Here is an 18,726-nt window from a genome sequence, read left to right on the forward strand (position 1 = left end):
GGCGGTCGCGACCGCCTGCTTCAGGCTCGTGGGGGCGTTCTGCACGTCGGACGGCTTCAGGCGGATGAAGTAGCTCTCGATCGGGTGGTTGTCGCTCTTGGTCACCTGCCCCGTGGTCGCGTCGATGTGGTGGTCGGTGAGCTTACCATCGCTGCCGAGCACCTTGATTTCAAAGTACGGTTTGCCGTTCCCGCTCTCGAAGTCCGCCTCGATCGCGCGACCAGGTCCCTTGCTCTCGGCCGTGTCGAGCGCCTGGGCGAGCGAGACCTTGGCGGTCTGCAAACCTTCGTGCTCACGCTCCTTGTGACCGGTCGTGCCGTGGGCAGGTTGCGCAGCACCCGGAGGGGCAGCCGCAGGGGCCGGCGCCTGGGTAGGCGGGCTCGTCTGGGCCGCAGCAAATCCGGAAAGGAAGAGGAGCGGAGCGAGGGAAAGGGCGATCCGGGACATGGCGTCTCCTGTAGCTTGGTGGGCAGCCGCAAAGCTGTGCGGCCTTAACGCAGGAGTGATTGGACGGTTCGCGACGGCGGCTCTCCCGTGCAACGTTGGACGCAAATCCGGCTTGGCGGCACTCTACGCTCTGCTGTGCGTTCAGACTTGGATCCGGTGTCGGGGGCAGTTCCGAGCGCGAGCACGGCCGGCGACACTGCGACAAGCCGGGCTGGTGAGGAAGGCGGTTGCAGGCGTACCATGGCGTGGATCGCACCCGCCAACCCGAACGCTGCTGAGGAAGGTTCGTCCGTGAGATCGCAGATGCCGAATGCCTACCACCACGCCCCCGTTGCCGGCCTCCTCATGCTCGCTCTGGCCGCACCTGGAGCGCAGGCACAGGGCGCGCGGGCTCAACCGCTGGATGCCTACGAGGCTGCGCACGGCGTCAAGGGCTCGCAAGTCGCGTCATTGATCACGCGCATCGTCGAGCGCCAGTTGCTGGCGATCCCGGGCGTGCGCTCCGTCCACGACCTGCACGTGCGCTCGATCAGCTCTGGCATCGACGCCATGAGCGCGCATGTCGTCGTGACCGACATGGCCGAGGCCGCGCGCATCCTCAAGGCGGTGCAGCAGGTCATGGCGGCCGAGTTCGACACGCGCCACGTCACCGTGCAGGTCGAGAACGAGGTCCTGCAGGAAGAGGAAAAGGTCCGGAAGACCTGAGTGCCTATCGCAGGCCACGGCCATGCCTTCCCGGATCGAGGACTATGCCCTGATCGGCGGCTGCGAGGCGGCCGCGCTCGTGGCGCGCGACGGCTCGATCGACTGGCTGTGCTGGCCGCGGTTCGACGCGTCCGCGTGCTTTCCAGCATCATAATTTGATCAAGTTCGCTTGACCGTACGCTGAGGCTCTGCCGAGGTCTAGTCGCAGACGCGAACCCGGCGGATGTAGGTTCCGCCATAAGCTCCGATGAAGCGCCGCCGCACGAGGTGACAGTCACCGCCGTAATAGGCCGGATAACCATACCCGTAAGCCGCAGGGTAGCCGTATCCGTAGTAGGCCGGGCTCGCGGCCAAAGCTCCGAGCGCAAAACCACCGAGCAGACCCGCTGCACCGTAACCGAAGTGGCCGTGGCGACGGTAGCCATAATGGCCTCCATAGCCCCCGTGCCCACCGTAGTAGCCATGGCGCAGCCCATGACCACCGAACCCGCCGTGACCACCGAACCCGCCGTGACCACCGAACCCGCCGTGACCACCGAACCCGCCATGACCACCGAACCCGCCATGACCGCCATGGTGCTGCGCAGCTGCCGGGATAGATCCCACAAAGCTACCGGTCAGCAACGCAAGCGCGGCGTAACCGGTGATACGGGCCACTCTGAACCTGACGTGCATGGCACATTTTCCTCATTGAGCATCACCCAGGGACATAGGTCATCTGCCGGATGGTAGCTCGCCGCACCCCTCTTGAGCAGGCCTGGGCAGTCGTGAATTAACGGCGGTGGCGCAGCAAGGTTCCCAGGGGTAGGAGTGGGGCATTGTGCCGATGCTTGGCTTCTGATCGAGTATCGTTGAACTATCATCGGGCGCAAATGGTCGTGGCTTGAGCGACACTCAAACTTCAGCTCGGGCAAGTGCTGGCGGGAGAGTGAGTCGCAGCTTGGCGATTCGTGACGTACAACGATGTCGGACAAACTGACGGCATAGCGGTCGCGCATGTGGCGCTGAGCACAAGACCAATGGCGCAGAGTCGGTCTCACTGATTCCGGCTTTGGGTCTTGAGGCAAAAATGTTCAGGATAATGCTGATGCGCTGCAAGCTCTCAAAGCACATCGTTGCCGCCGTGGCTCTCGCTGGCCTGACCGCCGTGCCCACGAACAACCTGGCAGCATCTTTAGATCTCGGCATGCTGACGCGATTGCTCGCGCCGGCCGGTCTCATGCTGATGGTGGGAAATGTCTGCGCCGCGCGCGATCCCTCCTTCCTGGCCGAGACGGCCGGCAAGCGGGGAGACCTTCGCTTCTACGCGCAGGAGGTGAAGAACGAAGTGTCAGCCAAGGGATCCCCGAGGATGAGGTCCTGCTCGTCCTGAGACAAGCGGCCGATGTCGCCAAGGCAACCGCGCTGACGGCCATCGAAGACTTACACTCCGACAACCCGGACGCCGAGCTGTCCGCCACCAATGGCTGGTGCGACACGATCGTGAGATCCCTCGTGTTGACACCCTGGGCTGCCTGGACTCGCCGACGACATCATGCGCGCACGACGAATCGGCATCGCAAGTGCCGTTCAGTAGCGGATTGTCGCGCGCAGGCCAAACACGGCCGCATTCCGGATCCGCCGCCCGTACGGGTCGCGCGGATTAGCGATGCCGCCACTTGGCCGGAACACGTACTGGAAGTCCGGCTGCACGGTAACGCCGGGCCCGAGGATGGCTTGGTAGCTGACCTCCAGCAAGGCCTCGCTGCTGCGCCTCGGGCTAGGCGCGCCACCGAACAGAAGGGTGTCGCGATCAAATCCTCGAGCGCTCTTCGAGATGCGCTCGACAGCAAAAGCTATGCCGATCGTATCGTCCGAACGGCCGGGCAGCAGACCCTTATAGCCGATCCCGGCATCGAGGTAGAGGTCGAGCAGATTGCGACCCGAGGGCGAACCGGACAGGCGCACGAACACGCTGGCGCCATCGTTCGGGTCGTCGGGCTCCCGGTAGATGGTCTGATCGACGATGCCGTAGATGCCACTATTGCCCCGGAAGCGGCGCGCAAGGCCGCTGCTGGATGGGTTCGCAAGCGAGCCTCCGCTCCGATCGAAGCGTGGGCTGCCGAAGCGACCGAAATGATGCCAGCCGCCGAGCGTCACGGTGCCCGGCTCGACGTTGTCGTCGGCCTCGAGGCCGTAGGCATACGCGGCCTCCGCGATCACCAGGGCAGGGTCGTTCGTGCGGAAATTCGTGCCGGTGCGGTTGCGCCGCTGCGGATCGGGGCGGTTGTCGGGGCGCAGCGGTCCCGCCGGGTCACCATCGTAGATGCCGGCTTGCAGCGAGAAATTCCGGTTCGGCACGTACTTCGCCCGCACGGCCGGAACGGCAAGCGGATAGATCGGTCCGCCGCTCGGAATGACGGAGGCCATGATGTTGGGCCAGCCGAAGGTCGAATTGAGGAACAGGGTTCCGGTTTGGCTGACCGCGAACTCCGTGTCGGTCGCGAGTTGGCCGACCCTGATCCCGAGTTGGCCGTCGAAAAACCTCTGCTCGACCCAGAGTTCGTAGAGGCGCGAGGATGGTAGCGCCTCGATCGCGCTGACCGACATGAAGTTGTTGACGAAATAGCGTGACAGGCCGGTGCCGTGAATCTGGTAGAGGTTGGTGTGGAAAGCCGCGCCGTGCCAACCCATCAGGGTGTCCAGGTCGGCATCGAACTGGAAGTCGAGACGGCCCGCGGCGATGCCGCCGCGCCGTGCGCCGCCGGTGACGTTGCCGAAGCTCTCGCCGACATAGGTGAGGCTATACGCGATACCCCTCGTCCTCAGGAAGCTGCGGGCACCAAATGGATCGCCGTACGGCTCCAGCGGATCCTGGATCGAGGTGTTCAGGTTAGCGGAAGGCCTGGCCGAGAAGTCGGGCTGCGCCACCGAGGTCTGGGGATCGTTGCCGGCACCCCCGGGTCGGCCACGGAAGTTCGGTTCGAACGCGATCCGTGCCGCCTCCTCGGGAGGCGTTTGGGCCCATGCCGCCTGGGTAGCCATAGCCAGGGCCAGCCATAGGACGAGGGGACGCTGCAAGGGCTGCATGGGGACGATCATTCTTGGGACACACGCCGCCGGCGCAGGGCAGATCCTCATGCATAGCCCCACTTTGATGACGCTACGCCAGTCGCTGGTCTGCCGTCCCGCACCAGTATCTTGAAGCTCATCGCCTCGGGCGCACCACCTGATCTCCTGCCTTACGGTCAAGATTTGCCGCCCAAGAACGCGATGCACAAATGGCCGAGGGCTCACTCGTCTACGCGCAGGGGTTGCCCGCTGTCGACTGGCAGGCGAGCCGCGATGACCTCCTGCCGCGTCGGCAGACTGCGCGTGTCCCAGCCACCCCCTAAGGCCCGGATCAGCGCAATGGCCGTGGTGAAGCGGCTGGCCTGGACCTGCAGTGCTGCGACGCGGTTGCTCAACTCCAGCGCCTGCGCGGTCACCACCGTGGTGTAGTTTTGTGTGCCCGCCCGGTACTCGTTGAGCGCGATCTCCACGGCGCGGCTGGCGGACGCCACGGCAGCCTGCCGCACCACCTGCTGCCGTGCCAGAATGCGCACTCCTGCCAAGCCGTCCTCAACCTCACGGAACGCCGTCAGCACCGTCTGCCGGTACATCGCGACGGCCGCCTCATAGGCGGCCCGCGCCGCCTGCTGGGCGGCCGAGCGGGCGCCGCCGTCGAACAAGACCTCCGTTGCGGCCCCGGTCACCGACCAGAACTGGTTCTCGGCCGCAAACAGCGCAGCGGTCGGATCGCCGGAGAGGCCCCCTGAACCCGACAGGCTCACGCTCGGGTAGAAGGCCGCCACAGCGACGCCGATCTGCTCGCTCTGCGCCTGCACCAAGCGCTCGGCTTGGGCCACATCCGGGCGCCGCTCCAGCAGCGTCGAGGGCACGCTCACGGGTATGCTGGGCGGCCGTGCGGCGAGTTGCCCGCGTGGGATCGTGATCTCCGAGGGAGGCCGGCCGCTCAGGACCGCGATGGCATGCGCGAAGGTCGCCTGGTCCAGCTCAACCGCGATGCTCAAGGCCTCGGTTGTCTGGAGCTGGGTCTGCGCGGTGATCACGTCCGAGCGGGCGGCGACACCGGCCGCGTACTGGTTCTGGGTGATCGCTAGGCTGCGCTTGTAGCCCGCGACGGTGTCGTTCAGGAGCCGCCGGAGCGACTCCTGATAGCGCAGCTGGAAATAGTTCGTGGCGAGTTCCGCTTGGCTCGTGAGGCGCACGAGCGCGAGGCCGGCAGCGCTGGCCTGAGCGGAGGCCGTGCCGCTCTCGATCTGGCGGCGAATGCGGCCGAACAGGTCGAGCTCCCAACTGGCCGAGCCTTGCAGGGTCAGGGTGGTCTCTGCCTCGTTGCCACTCCCGGATTGCCGGATGCTGGGTGCACCGATCATGGTCGGGAAGAGCTGGGCGCGCGCCTGCCGGACCACGGCTCTGGCCTGCTCGTACCGAGAGATTGCTTGGCGCAGGGTCTGGTTGTCGACGTCGATGGCGCGGATCAGGCCGTCGAGGACCGGATCGCGGAAGACCGACCACCAGTCGCCGCGCGGGACCGCGTCGCTCGGCCTGGCCGCCCGCCAACCTGGCTCAGGGGAGCCGGAGGCTTCCTTGAAAGCCAGCGGGGTCTCGGCCGAGGGACGCGCATAGTCCGGTCCGACGAGGCAGGCCGAGGTCAGGCCGGCAAGCGTCATCGCACCGACGAGGCGCAAGCCCAGCGCACCCATCACCTGCGGGGCCGCCGGGTGGCGGCTGGCGGGTCCTGGAGGGCCCCGGTGTCGCGTGTGGACCGGCCGGGCAACCTGACAATCTCGGCCATGACGTCCAGCGTCCTCCCTTGCATCAGCGTTCCGACCGTTGAGCACGGTCCACGCGGTGTTCGCCTCAATGGCGGCGCGCCACATCGCGGTTCGCCCGGATCCAGTGGGGCGAGAGGATGTCGCCCTCTTCGGTCACGATCCAGGGCCTCGCCTCCGAGTCGTGCAGCGCGTCCACAGCCGCGGAGAGCGCCTCGCGCAAGGTTGCGAACGCCCGGCCCTGTCGGGTCTGTGCCGTCCCTGCTCCAAGCCAGATCGTCAGCTCAGCCCGTTTGTCGAGGTCGTCGGCCGTCATGCGTGGCTCCTGCCGTGTTGCGCGGAGCTAACGCCGGCAAGTGGCATCCGTTGGGCGGGCATGTTGCGGCTGTGCGTCCGGTGTGGCCGCAAGCGCGAGCTGTCCGGCGGTCGCACATTCCGTTCAGGTGCAGTTCAAAGGCGCACGCCTAGCCTGAGGACACGACGACACGATGCCCGTGCCGTTCATCAGGAGACAATGCACATGACAGATGCGCCTCGCTTCGGAGCGGCCCTGACCGCCGGTCTGTTCGCCTTGGCGGTCGGTATCGGCTTCGTGTCGCTGTCGGACCCGGCCGCCGCTCAGGGTCATGGCTATGGCCAATCCCGTGGGCACGGCGGATCCTACAGCCGCCACGGCGGCTTCGGTCGGCCCGGCTATTCCGGGGGCCATGGACGCTCTTACGGCCGCCATGGAGGTTCTGGTCGCGGCTTTGGGTATGGAGGAGGTCACAGACGCTCCTCCGGCGGCCATGGCGGTTACGGAGGACAGGGCCACTGACCCTGCTTCGCTCCCAAGCGGACCATGCGCGCCACGGTCGGCGCGACCGAGCCGGTGTTGATGAGAGCGCCCCGGAACAAGGCAGAGCGGGGAGCGTCCGGTGAAAACGTGGCACGGCCGCCCAGCATCGTCGCGACTGCCGACGTCACGGAGGCGCCTGCTAGGTCCTCGCCGTAATCCAGAGTGTATCGGGATATCCGCTCGGCGTCAGTGAGGATCGGGATCCCAATTCGAACTTGAGCGTTAGTGCTCGCGGCTAAGACTAAGGGAGGTCGTGATGACAATGAAAATGCCTACGGTTTTGCTGTTGACCGCAGCGCTTACGCTCGCACCGGCGGCAGCCATGGCTCAGCACATTGACGTCAATCCAGGCGGGGTGCAGGTGCCGGGAGGCTCACACGGGCCCCACGTCGTGGAGGAGCACCGCGATGGCGGCCACCAAGAGCGCCGGGAAGGGCGCCACGAGGAGCGTCGTGAAGGTCACGAACGTAGCACGCACCATGAAGAGCGTCACTGAGGACGGCTGATCGGGAAGTCGGCAGATATTGCCCGCGCCGCGTACGCGATGTAAAAACAAGCTTGGTACCGGTGCATCAAAATATCCAATACCTGCGAGCTGAAACTAAGTTTTTGGACCACGGAGGCGGCGATATAAAGCGCGCGCCGCGTCCATGTAGTCCTGGTCCTGATTTTTGGCGCAGAAGGCTCGCAGGAAATCTACTTGCTCCTGCAGCGGAAAGGATGGAGGCGTGAGATCAAGTCCCTCGTCCACGCCCTGAGGAGCCCGGATAAGCGCTCCGCTCATGAAGCCCTGTGCCCATGCGAAGTAATCACGCTGAAGCGCAGGATTTTCTCCTATCTCCTGATTGAAGTGGGCGCAGGTCGAGGCGCCAAGGCCAACGATCTTGACGGTATCGGCCGTAGCAGGACTTGATAACAGAATGCCAATCGCCGACGTGACGCTCAGGATCGGAATACTCGTTCGGTTCATCTCATGATCTTGAAGTGGCGTTCATCGAACGTCAACCGAAGCGCCCCGCCCCGGCCCAGGTTTTTGCCCAGCCCCGCTCGAGCGCCCCGGCATACCGTAGCGCCTCAACCGTAATATCTACGTCAAGACCTTCCCACGAACGATCGGCCGTCGAGGCGATGGCATCGCAACGGCTCACTAGAGATGTTTGGTCCCGCTGTGTGGTGATACAACTGATGCCGCATGGAGGGACGCGCTATGGGACAGGTTCTCCACGGCAGTAATTACTCACGCCCGTAGTGGCTGTGTTCAGGCGCCGACGGTCTTGAGGATGGTGCCGAAGGGGCTGGCGCCTGTGAGGCGTGCGGTATCGACGACGGTTCGGATATCGGCTTCGCCCTCGGCGGCCCACATGGCGCGGTAGCCGTTGGTCATCTTCCGCTGGACGACGGTCGGGCGCAGCAGCCGTTCCGAGCCGTTGTTGGTCGGCTCGACCTGGCCGGGATGGGCGAGGAAGACCAGAAGTTGGTCGCGGGCGCGGCCGATCTTGGCCTGCAGACCGCGCGTCAGGTCGCAGCGGCTTGGTTCGGCGAGGATGGCGCCGAGCTGCCGCTCCAAAGTTCGGCGCTTGGCGGCCCGCGTCGAAGTGGCCAAGTCGGTGACGCGCTCGGCCAGCGCGAACACGGATTGCAGCCAGAGTTGCAGGCGCCAGGGCACAGGGTCGTCGCTGGTCTCGACGACGTAGGCGACGTCGCGGGCGAGATGGGCGAGGCAGGTCTGGTGCTGGGCCGCATGGCCCTGCTGGGCGGTGTAGCGGTCCGAGATCCAGACCGAGGGCCGGTGCCCATCCATCATCGCCCGCACCACGACGGCGCCCCGCGTCGGGGAGGCCGTGTGCACCACCGCGTCAGTCGAGTGGAAGACCCAGTGGTAGGCGTTGCTGCCTTGGATGCCCACGCCGGTCTCGTCCGACGCAACGACGGCGGCACGGCGCAGCATCGCGACGGCGGCCTCGCGACCGGAATGGAAGCGGCCCTGCGCACGGCGGAGCAGGTTCATCAGGCCGCCCTGGCTGAGCCTCAGTCCGAACAGGTCGGACAGCGCCGCCTGCAGCCGCTCGTAGGAGAGCGCCTGGAAGGTCTTGAGATAGGTCGCCACCGCATGCAGCCGTGGCCCGAACGGGGTGTCGCGCGCCGCCTCCGGCACCGGCGCGACCATCCGTGCTCCGCAGGACGGACAGTGCACGGCAAGACGCCGATGCTGCGTCACCACCGGTGCGACCTCCGGCAGCTCGATCCGCTCAGACAGGCTGACGACCTCGGCCGACAGCTCCCTGTGAAGAGCGCCACCGCAGCACGAGCAGCGGTCGGGGCGATGATCGACCACCGCATCGGGATCGTCGGTCATGACGCGGCTGTGACCCTCGTGACCAGGCTTGGCGCCACCGGGCCTGGATTGCTCGCGCCGGTCCTTGTGATCGGTCGCCGGCGGCTTCGAGGAGGTGCGCGAGGTCTTCTCCGGTCGCTGCAGCCGCAGCACCAGCTCGATCAGTTCCTCGCGGCTCAACCGCTCAAGATCGCTGCGGCCCATCCCACGAAGGAATCAGCGAAATCCAACCTGCGCAAGAGGGTGAGGTCCACGCGATGCGAGGCGAAGCGGCACGCGCCAACTCGCGCCCGGACATACCCCGTGGGTAATTACCTTCAAGGCGCATCGGCAAACTCCACCAGGGCTGCCACTCGCACCAAGCTTCGCCAGCTTCGGACAAGGCTGCACTCATAGGCCTTGAAGTCCCGGAGATGCGGATTGGAGTTTGAAGTGACAGGCGTCTATCTCTTTGATCTTGTGTCGCAGCAGGCTCGCTACCTTGCGGTCCGTCAGTCCATGATTGCTGGCAATGTCGCCAACGCGAATACACCGGATTACAAAGCGCGTGACGTCCTGCCCTTCGCCGAAGTCATGGCCCGCACGGCTACGGCTAGCCTGTCGACGACAGCAAGCGGCCACCTGAACGCAGCAGACCCACCATTTAGCGCAACGAAGATCAAGGCTTCCGATGCCTGGGACGCGCTTTCGACCTCAAGCTCCGTCAGCCTCGAGCAGGAAATGCTCAAGGCCAGCGAGGTCAGCCGAGACCATTCCCTGAATATAGCGATCACGAAGGCATTCGACCGCATGTTGATGTTGAGTCTGAAGGGCTCCTGACGATCTTTTCTTATCTTTCCCACAAATCTGGACAAGCGCTTTCTGAATGACCAGCGGATAAACTTGCGCGACGAACGCAGCAGCCGAGTGCGTGATGCGAGTCAGGCTCATCGGCGAGAGGCAACCAGACGAAACCAGAGCCTACCTTCCAGCCATGATTGAACTCGCACGGTATCCTTTTGAAGCGTTCACCTGCTCGACTGCATGATCTCACTGCTTCCGGCTGCGGACCAGGGCCATTCGGCCGATCCAGATGGGATGCTCCGATACGCGGCGCACGCCCGTGAAGCCCGCCTCCGACAGGAACTTCGGCCATGTCCCCGACGTATGGGATCTGGTCGCCTCCGCACCATAGAGCAGCTGGGTGATTCGCAAGATCACATCTTCTCGCGAGGCCTTCGGCCGGTCGATGTCCGCCGCTAAGACGATGCCGCCCCTTCGAACGATCCGACGAAGCTCTCGCAAGTTATTGATTTTGTCCTCCGGTTCAAGACCATGTAAATTGAGAACCAACATGGCCTTGTCGAACTGACCTGCACTGAACGGCGTTCTTCTCGCATCCTCGAACGTCATAGCTTTGTAGTTGGGTAAGTTCATGCTAGATGCGCGCTTGAACGCTTTCGCGATCCGACGCCGATTGAACTCCACCGCAGTGAATTCGGTGTCTGGGAAGCGATCCGCATAATACAATGCGCGCAAGACGCTTCCAGGGCCACAGTCGAGAATGCATTCGCCGGGCCTTGGTACGAGTGCCTCCGAAAGTGGGACATACCATTTTGGGTCATCCAGAAGACAGGCATCGACCAGCATGCGGAAAGTCCCCGAGAGCCATTGGCCACGGACTTGCCGGCTGGCCGACACCTGAGTGTGTATGAGATCGGTTTGGCTCTTGGCATACAAGAAGCCTGTCGTGCTCTTGCCAGCCTGCACCTTCAGCATTCCCGTCGGGCAGAGAAGGGCGCTCTATCGGAGCAAATTTCAACGCCGGCGTCCGAGACCAGCCTCTCGACCTTGGCCTGCATTACCTTGCTCTGCTCCTCGGCAGCCATCCGTCGGTCGCACGCCGTCCAGAGATCCTTGACCTGATCGAATAAGCCTGTGCCCGTTGAACAGCGGGGTAACTCCGTGAAGCGCAGGGTCTCGCACTGGCTGAGCACGTTTGACTCCGCGCGCCGGCTGCTGTTGCCGATCTGAACATCGTTGAACAGGGTTTGGTTTACGGTGAGCGCCGCCCCACTCGGACGTGTGGTCTGCTTCAAGCCCCTGCCGGCCAGGTTCTTTCCGCCGACGAAACCCCTATGCCGGCCTGGACGGCCACGGTCGGGCGGTAGCCTGCCCGCACCCAGGCCATGGTCTCGTCGGTCGCCCGCACACCCGCGCAGCCCGTATTGGCCTGCGGATTGACACTGTAGACCCGCACGAGCGCTCTCCAGCGTCTCGGCCCGAACGCAGATGGCCGCTGCCCCGATCGCCGTCAGCGCGGCTAATCCCATGGCAACGGGCCGATGCCTCACCGGCAGCCCGTCTGGCACGAGCAATGCGCTCTGGAGGTGGCAATCGTCCTCCCTCTGCGAACTCGGGGCATGCGAACCGGTTCGGCGAGGCGGCATAGGCATCATGGGGTCGTCGCCTTGTGCAAGGCGGAGGTGTGAACGGTGGCAGGATGGCCCGCGCCGGCTTCGTGCGCCGCGGAGCATTTTTCGTACTGATCGCCGGTGGCGATCATGATCAGCCGCTTGCGGCCGCCATCGACGGAACGAACTGCCAGGAGCGTGTGTCCGCCGGACCAGACCACAGTCTCCGGTCTACCATCCTTGACGGGTTCGCCGTGGCGCCGGACCCCTTCCTGGTAGATGGGCTCGTAGCGTGCGGAGAGTTCGGCTTCCGGGAAGTCTCGGCTGACCCAGATGACCTGCTGCAGGCCTTCGTCCCGGCAGATCTCAAGGACGACCTGCTGCGTGTCCGGCCCGGAAGCCGGCGGCTGCCCATGAAAGTAGAACAGGGCCGTGATGTTGGCCTCCCGATCCGCCATAGACGGCTTCGGCACCGTCGTCACAGGCCCCCAGGACAACCCAAATGGAGCCTCCGCGGCCTGCGCCAAGGCCGTGCTGCCCAGCGAGAGCAGTGCCATCGCGAAGATGGGGCGGATCCCTCTCGAACCCGCCCGGCCTTCTGATGCGGCACGGTCCGGACCGGATCTGTGACTTCGCCCAAGACGTAGGGGCTTCTGAGGGGACATGATCGCCTCACTCCGCGGCCGGCCTGAGCGGCGGATAGGCGCGATCCCTGGTCGCGTCCTTCACGGAGGATTTCGGGGTCTCCTTGCCGCCGAAGCGCGCGTAGAGCGCCGGCAGCACGATAAGCGTCAGTAGGGTCGCGCTGATCAGGCCGCCGATGACCACGGTGGCGAGCGGCCGCTGCACCTCAGCCCCCGTCTCAGTAGCCAAGGCCATCGGCACGAACCCGAGCGAGGCGACCAGAGCGGTCATCGCCACGGGCCGCAATCGGGTCATGGCGCCCTCCAGGATCGCCTCGCGCTTCGGCCGCCCCTCGGCGATGAGCTGCTTGATGAAGGTCAGCATCACGAGGCCGTTGAGCACCGCCACGCCCGACAGGGCGATGAACCCCACCGCGGCCGGGACGGAGAACGGCATGCCGCGCAGCCACAAGGCCGCGATGCCGCCGGTCAGCGCCAGGGGCACCGCGCTGAACACCAGGAGCGCGTCCCGCGGTGAGCCAAGCGCCGAATAGAGCAACAGGAAGATCAGGAAGAAGCAGACCGGAACCACGATCATCAAGCGCTGCCGGGCCGAGGCGAGGTTCTCGAACTGCCCGCCCCAAGCAACATAGTAGCCGGCCGGCAGCTGCACCTGTTGCGCAACCTTGGCCTGCGCCTCGGCCACGAGCGAGCCGATATCGCGCCCGCGCACGTTGGCGGTCACGACGACGCGGCGTTTGCCGTTCTCGCGGCTGATCTGGTTCGGCCCCTCCGTGACGGAAAAGCTCGCCACCTGCTTCAGCAGCACCGAGGCGGCCCGCCCGTTCGGGCCGGGCGGGAGCGCGACGGGCAGGTTCTCCAGCGCCTCGCGATCCTCGCGGACCTTGTCGGTCAGGCGCACCACGATGGGAAAGCGCCGGTCGCCCTCGAACACCACGCCGGCTTCCCGCCCGCCAATCGCCGCGCCGATCACCTCCTGGATCGCCCCCGTGCTGAGGCCTAAGCGCGCGGCCTCAGCCTTGTTGATCCTGATCTCCAGGAAGGGCAGGCCCTGCGTCTGCTCGACCTTGACGTCCTCGGCGCCCGCCGTCCCCTTCAGGATGGCCGCGATCTGGTTGGCCACCTTGAGCATCGGCTCGAACTCCTCGCCGAACACCTTCACGGCGAGGTCGCCACGGGTACCGGCCAGGAGCTCGTTGAAGCGCAGCTGGATCGGTTGCGAGAACTCGAACACGTTGCCGGCCAAGGCGCCGGCGGCTTTCTCAATCTGCTCCTGCAGCTCGGCCTTGGACAACTCTGGGTCCGGCCACTCCTCCTGGGGTTTGAGGATCACGAAGGTGTCCGAGGAGTTCTGCGGCATCGGGTCGGAGGCGACCTCGGCCGTACCCGTCTTCGAGAAGACGTAGGCCACCTGCGGGAACTTCGAGACCGCCTGCTCGATCTTGAGCTGCATGGCCTGGGACTGGGACAGCGAGGTCGAGGGGATGCGCAGCGCGTTCATGGCGATGCTCTTCTCGTCGAGCGTCGGGATGAACTCCGCGCCGAGCCGGGTGAACAACACGCCGGCCCCGGCGAGCAGCAGGAGCGAGCCTAGGATGAACGCCATCGGGGCCCGCACAGCCCCGGCCAGGGCCGGGCGATACGCCGCCTTGAACCCCCGGATGATGAGGTTGTCCGTCTCGGTGACCTTGCCGGTGATCACGATGGCGATCATGGCCGGCACGAAGGTGAGCGAGAGAACGAAGGCCGCGACCAACGCGATGATGACGGTCAGCGCCATCGGCTCGAACATCTTGCCCTCGACGCCCGTGAAGGTGAGGAGCGGCACGTAGACGAGGATGATGATGGCCTGCCCGAACAGCGACGGCTTGATCATCTCCTCGGCCGAGGCCCGCACCGTGGCGAGCCGCTCCTCGAGCTCCAGCTTGCGCCCAAGTTCGTGCTGCTTCTCCGCCAAGTGCCGGAGCGAGTTCTCGGCGATGATCACGGCGCCGTCGACGATGAGGCCGAAGTCGAGGGCGCCCAGGCTCATCAGGTTGGCCGAGATCTTCGCCTCGACCATGCCGGTCATGGTCATCAGCATGGCGACCGGGATGACCAGCGCCGTGATGATGGCGGCTCGGATATTGCCGAGCAGCAGGAACAGGATGACGATGACGAGCGTCGCGCCCTCGGCGAGGTTCCGGGCCACCGTCTTGATGGTGGCCTCGACCAGCAGCGTCCGGTTGAGGACCGTCTGCACCTCGATCCCGGGCGGCAGCGACTTGCGGATCTCGTTCATCTTGGCGTCGACGGCCGCCGCCACCGTGCGGCTGTTCTCGCCGATCAGCATCAGGGCCGTGCCGACGACGACTTCCCGGCCGTTCTCGCTGCCCGAGCCGGTGCGCAGGTCACGTCCGATCCGCACCTCGGCGATGTCGCGGATGCGCACCGGAACGCCGCCGCGGGTGGTGACGACGACGTTGGCGATCTCGTCCATGCTCTCCAGGCGTCCGGCCGCGCGCACGACATAGCCCTCGCCGTTGTCCTCCAGGTAGCGCGCACCCTGGTTGGCGTTGTTGGCCTGGAGCGCCCGGGCGACGTCGCCGAACGAGAGGTCGAGGGCGGTCAGCTTCGCGGGATCGGGCTGGACGTGGTACTGCTTCTCGTAGCCGCCGATGCCGTCGACGCCGGCCACGCCCGGGACGGTCTTGATCTGAAGGCGGATGATCCAGTCCTGGATCGTGCGGAGATAAGCTGATCTCTCCAGCTCGGTCGTGAGGCGCTGCCCCTCCGGGGTCAGGTAGCTGCCGTCGGATTGCCAGCCCGGCTTACCGTCGAGGACGGGCGCTTTCTCGCCGGCTTTCTTGTAGTTCACTGTCCACATGTAGATCTCGCCCAGGCCAGTCGAGACCGGGCCCATCTGCGGCTCGGCCCCGGGCGGCAGGTCACTCTTGACCTGGTTGAGGCGCTCGGCGACCTGCTGCCGGGCGAAGTAGATGTCGAGCTTCTCGTTGAAGACGGCGGTGACCTGCGAGAAGCCGTTGCGCGACAGCGAGCGGGTGTATTCGAGCCCCTTGATGCCAGCGAGCGCGGTCTCGACCGGGTAGGTGACCTGCTTCTCGATGTCGACGGGTGAGTAGGAGGGCGCGACCGTGTTGATCTGCACCTGGTTGTTGGTGATGTCCGGCACCGCGTCGATGGGCAGCTTGGTCAGCGAGAACACACCGAAGCCGGCGGCGAGCAGCGACAGCAGCACCACGAGCCAGCGCTGGTGGACCGAGAAGTCGAGGATGCGACTGATCATGGCGAGCGTCCCGTCTCAGTCGTGGTGCTCGGCTTCGCCCTTGCCGAGCTCAGCCTTGAGGAGGAAGGTGTTCTTAACGGCGATCTCCTCACCCGGGGTCAAACCGGCAATAATCTCGACCGACTCATCGTCCGATTTGCCCGTTTTGACATCACGTCGCTCGAAGCCGTCCGCGGTGCGCACGAAGGCGACCTTCTCATTACCCATGCTCTGGAGTGCGTCGCGGGGCACCTTCACCTTGGCGCTGTCCTGGCCGACCTGGATTTCGGCCGAGACGAAGGTGCCCGGCCGCCAGCTGAAATCCTGGTTGGGCAGCGCCGCGATCACGCGGGCCGAGCGGGTCTCAGCGTTCAGGATCGGGCTGACGAAGATGATCTTGCCCTTTGCCCGCTGGCCCGCATCCTCGTCTCGGGGGGCGATCAGAACCTCCGCGCCTTCCCGAACCTTGGCGAGATCCGTGGTCGGCACCGCGAGCTCTACCCAGACTGTGGAGAGGTCGGCGACTGTGTAGAGGTCGGCCGGGTCACCCTGACCGCCCACCGTCGTCCCGACGTCGACCTTGCGCTCAACGACGCGTCCAGTCAGCGGCGAGCGCAACTCGTATCGACGCAGGCTCGACTGGTTCGGGGTAGCCTCATCCCGCTTCTGCGCCGCCGCAACCTCATCCGCGTTGAGCCCCAGAGCGGAGAGCTTCTGCCGGGCTAGGTTCAGGCGCAGCTGCGTTTCGGAATAGGTAGCTCGTGCTTGAAGGAACGTGGCCTCGGCTGAGATCCGCTTATCCCAGAGCGCCTGCTGCCGGTCGTAGTTGGTCTTCTCCAACTCGGCGCGCACCGATGCCGTCAGATACTCACTCTTGGCATCTGCCACCTCGCGGCTGTCGAGGACGGCGACGACTTCGCCCTTCTTCACGGGATCGCCCAGACGCTTGAGCATCTCCGCTACGGTGCCGACGACCCGGGCGGGGACCCGCGCGACCCGGTCGATGTCCGGCGTGATTGTGCCGGGCGCCATCAGGTGCCGTGAGAGCACACCGCCCTCGACCGATGCGACCGCGATCTCCTGGTTGGTGATCTGCTCGGGCGACATCTTGATCTGCCCCTCGGCGGCATGGTCCTCCGCCTTCTCGCCGGCCGGCTTCTCGGCTTCGGCCTTCGGAGCCGCTGGGTTTTCCGGAACGGGCTCCGTCTTCATCAGGCCCGTCGCCGCCAAGGCTCCCTGGATGACCTGAGACACGCGCGGGACGGCACCGCCGATCGCGACGCCCACCGCCAGAACTATCAAAATGAGAATGGCACGCATGACGCTGACCTCGACCGGGTCTTCGGGTGTCGACTGCGCGACGGCGCGCAGTCGATCGGTCCCAAACCCCACATGACCTCAACGCCCGGCACCTGGGTCAGGCTCGAGCGACGAACACCCACCGCAGCGGTGGGACGGGTCAGACTCGGGGCGGTCTGCGGAGCGGGGAGGCGGGACGGGAGGCGAGCGGCTCGGTCTGGACGCGATAGACGACTCTGTCAGCCGTCCGAACCGGCTCGAACGTGACCGGCTCGGCCCGCATCACTTGGTGACATCCGCAGTGAACGTGGAGCAGAATGCCCGCATCCGCTGGGTCGCTAGAGCTTGTGTGATCCGCAGCCGACTGCGACGACAGCGTCAGCAGACCATCGCTCTGGATGGGGCTCGGTGCCGCGGCAGTTTCAGAGGTGATGATGGAGAAAGCGAACACGAAGGCCACCAGGCACGCCACGGCAGCGCGCAGCAGGCGCGCCGAGTCGCTCATCCAAGGGTACCGCAGGCTCGTCATCGCAGCCCTGATCTACGATCGACCGCAAGCAAGCACAAGGTATGCACCCCTCTGGCCGGAATGAGACACTTCGTCGCCTGAGACTGCTTCAAGCGTCCCTGCCGGGAAATGACGGATTGGCTGCCCCTTTCCGGTCCGGCACGGCGCCCGACGAACGCGCGGCCGTATCGGTTTTCGGCTCCTCTGGATCGGTTTCGGATCCTCTACCGTTGGCATCGCCCCCACCGTGGTGGGCGGCCTGCTTCAGCGGCACGAGGTAGCGCAGCGTCAGATAGGTGACGAGGCTCAGGATGGCGGCGATGTCATAGAGGCCGTAGCCCACCGCCGCCCCGAGTGCGCCCGTGGCCCACAGGCTGGCGGCGGTCGCGGTGCCGGAGGCACGCCCGGCATGCTTCAGGATCGCACCGCCGCCGATGAAGCCAACGCCCGTGATCACGCCTTCCAGGATGCGGGCCTGTCCCGTCGAGTCCGCCCCGAGCACGCGGATCGCGACCAGCACGAAGCCGCAGGCGGCAACCGCGACGAGGGGAAAGGTGCGGATGCCGGCCGAGCGCTCCTCCTGCTCGCGGTCCCACCCGATCGGCGCCGCGAGCGCGTAGGCGATCGCGAGATCGACGAGATGGGATGCCACCTCCCAGAGGCTGAAGGCCGTGAACTTCATCGACGTGACGGTTCTTTCTCGATAGCGTTGCGCGGTGCGCCCCACGGGCAAAGGTAGCTTTCAGCATGATCGCCGATGCGCGAGCCGGCACGACTCAGGTGGCGATCTCCTCGATCACCAGCATGCCGAGGAAGCCTATGAAGAACATCGCGGTAGTCCAGGGTTGCTCGGGTACGGCATGCGCCTCCACGAGCAGCTCTTCGGTGACGAGATAGAGCAGCGCGACGAGCGCGAAGGCGAAGAAGCCGGCGAGATAGGGTCCGGGCAGCGCACCGATCGGCGTGCCCAGAAGTGCGCCCATCGGCAGCAGGAGCGCGAGACCGGCCACGGTACCGACCACACGTCCCGCGGATCCGCTCGTTTGTTTCAGCTTGGAGGCGACCGCGATCCCGAGAAACAGCACCTCGAGCGTGAGTGCGCCCGTCAGCAACAGGCCCTGCTTCGCCCCGGCCGCGAAGCCGATGCCGAGGACCAGGCCGTCGATCAGGATGTCGATCCCGACCGTCGCGATGAGCCCGGTCGACCCCTTCGCCTTCTCTCCCAGGCGCTTGACCAGGAGCATCAGGGCGACACCGAGGGCTCCGCCGACGATCACCGCGATCGGGGATTGCTGATGCTTGAGGTCGGGCAGGATCTCGCCCGCGACCGCGGCGAACAGGACGCCCGCGGCGAGATGCTGGACGGCGCTGGTGACCGCCGGGCCAGGCTGACGCACGGCGGCGACGGCGGCCCCTAGTACCGTCGCGAGGGCTGGGATGAGCGTGTAGGCCCAAGCTGACATCGAAGTTCCGTA

16 protein-coding genes and 1 pseudogene are annotated in these 18,726 nt (G+C 65.6%); 4 read left to right on the top strand and 13 right to left on the bottom strand.

Annotated elements, in window-relative coordinates; all coding sequences use genetic code 11:
* Positions 1-447, bottom strand: a 447-nt coding sequence (locus VQ02_RS37685) for a PepSY domain-containing protein (RefSeq protein ID WP_048447869.1), incomplete at its 3' end; no start/stop codon positions are given.
* A gap of 303 nt (positions 448-750) precedes the next feature.
* On the opposite strand from VQ02_RS37685, the gene VQ02_RS29650 reads away from it, so the two are divergent.
* Positions 751-1,152: a cation transporter dimerization domain-containing protein gene (locus VQ02_RS29650; RefSeq protein ID WP_048447844.1), complete on the top strand. Its 402-nt coding sequence runs from the start codon at positions 751-753 to the stop codon at positions 1,150-1,152.
* Positions 1,153-1,174: 22 nt separating this feature from the next.
* Positions 1,175-1,300: pseudogene (locus VQ02_RS39560) on the top strand (trehalase-like domain-containing protein); the annotation flags it as partial.
* 50 nt (positions 1,301-1,350) lie between these two features.
* Here the strand turns inward: VQ02_RS39560 and VQ02_RS36305 are convergent.
* The gene (locus VQ02_RS36305; protein WP_083469524.1) at positions 1,351-1,827 is read right to left on the bottom strand and encodes a hypothetical protein; all 477 of its coding nucleotides are present in this window, start codon (positions 1,825-1,827) and stop codon (positions 1,351-1,353) included.
* 412 nt (positions 1,828-2,239) lie between these two features.
* Between VQ02_RS36305 and VQ02_RS29655 the strand changes: the two genes are divergently transcribed.
* A complete protein-coding gene (locus tag VQ02_RS29655) occupies positions 2,240-2,524 on the top strand; it encodes a hypothetical protein (protein ID WP_157080868.1) in 285 nt (94 codons plus the stop codon).
* A gap of 197 nt (positions 2,525-2,721) precedes the next feature.
* On the opposite strand, the gene VQ02_RS29660 is transcribed toward VQ02_RS29655, so the two are convergent.
* From VQ02_RS29660 to tnpC, 5 genes are all read right to left on the bottom strand, one after another.
* A complete protein-coding gene (locus VQ02_RS29660) occupies positions 2,722-4,221 on the bottom strand; it encodes a carbohydrate porin (protein WP_091891686.1) in 1,500 nt (499 codons plus the stop codon).
* Positions 4,222-4,424: 203 nt separating this feature from the next.
* A complete protein-coding gene (locus tag VQ02_RS29665) occupies positions 4,425-5,900 on the bottom strand; it encodes an efflux transporter outer membrane subunit (RefSeq protein ID WP_048447846.1) in 1,476 nt (491 codons plus the stop codon).
* Between the two features lie 157 nt (positions 5,901-6,057).
* Positions 6,058-6,285 carry a hypothetical protein gene (locus tag VQ02_RS29670; protein ID WP_048447847.1) on the bottom strand — a complete coding sequence of 76 codons (228 nt, stop codon included), beginning with the start codon at positions 6,283-6,285 and terminating at the stop codon, positions 6,058-6,060.
* A gap of 1,123 nt (positions 6,286-7,408) precedes the next feature.
* Positions 7,409-7,777, bottom strand: coding sequence for a hypothetical protein (locus VQ02_RS36320; protein WP_083469526.1), 369 nt, complete (start codon positions 7,775-7,777; stop codon positions 7,409-7,411).
* 288 nt (positions 7,778-8,065) lie between these two features.
* Positions 8,066-9,346 (bottom strand): IS66 family transposase, encoded by a 1,281-nt coding sequence (gene tnpC / locus VQ02_RS29675; RefSeq protein ID WP_048447848.1) that lies wholly within the window; start codon positions 9,344-9,346, stop codon positions 8,066-8,068.
* A 216-nt stretch (positions 9,347-9,562) separates the two neighbouring features.
* Between tnpC and flgB the strand changes: the two genes are divergently transcribed.
* Entirely contained in the window at positions 9,563-9,961 is a 399-nt protein-coding gene (flgB, locus tag VQ02_RS29680; RefSeq protein ID WP_210329328.1) for a flagellar basal body rod protein FlgB, read from the top strand.
* Positions 9,962-10,171: 210 nt separating this feature from the next.
* Here flgB and VQ02_RS36325 read toward each other — a convergent pair whose 3' ends face one another.
* The 6 genes from VQ02_RS36325 to VQ02_RS29720 all read right to left on the bottom strand — a co-directional run bounded on the left by VQ02_RS36325 (position 10,172) and on the right by VQ02_RS29720 (position 18,714).
* Positions 10,172-10,900 carry a class I SAM-dependent methyltransferase gene (locus VQ02_RS36325; protein ID WP_083469527.1) on the bottom strand — a complete coding sequence of 243 codons (729 nt, stop codon included), beginning with the start codon at positions 10,898-10,900 and terminating at the stop codon, positions 10,172-10,174.
* A 676-nt stretch (positions 10,901-11,576) separates the two neighbouring features.
* Entirely contained in the window at positions 11,577-11,993 is a 417-nt protein-coding gene (locus VQ02_RS29695) for a threonyl-trna synthetase (RefSeq protein WP_236012818.1), read from the bottom strand.
* 214 nt (positions 11,994-12,207) lie between these two features.
* Complete coding sequence (locus tag VQ02_RS29700) at positions 12,208-15,465, bottom strand: efflux RND transporter permease subunit (RefSeq protein WP_048447851.1); 3,258 nt, start codon at positions 15,463-15,465, stop codon at positions 12,208-12,210.
* A 15-nt stretch (positions 15,466-15,480) separates the two neighbouring features.
* Positions 15,481-16,764 (bottom strand): efflux RND transporter periplasmic adaptor subunit, encoded by a 1,284-nt coding sequence (locus VQ02_RS29705; protein WP_048447873.1) that lies wholly within the window; start codon positions 16,762-16,764, stop codon positions 15,481-15,483.
* Between the two features lie 596 nt (positions 16,765-17,360).
* On the bottom strand, positions 17,361-17,933 hold the full coding sequence (locus VQ02_RS29715) for an MgtC/SapB family protein (RefSeq protein WP_083469528.1): 573 nt from the start codon (positions 17,931-17,933) through the stop codon (positions 17,361-17,363).
* Positions 17,934-18,027: 94 nt separating this feature from the next.
* Positions 18,028-18,714 (bottom strand): ZIP family metal transporter, encoded by a 687-nt coding sequence (locus VQ02_RS29720; RefSeq protein WP_048447853.1) that lies wholly within the window; start codon positions 18,712-18,714, stop codon positions 18,028-18,030.
* Between the last annotated feature and the right edge of the window lie 12 nt (positions 18,715-18,726).

Source organism: Methylobacterium variabile, assembly GCF_001043975.1.
GTDB lineage: Bacteria > Pseudomonadota > Alphaproteobacteria > Rhizobiales > Beijerinckiaceae > Methylobacterium > Methylobacterium variabile.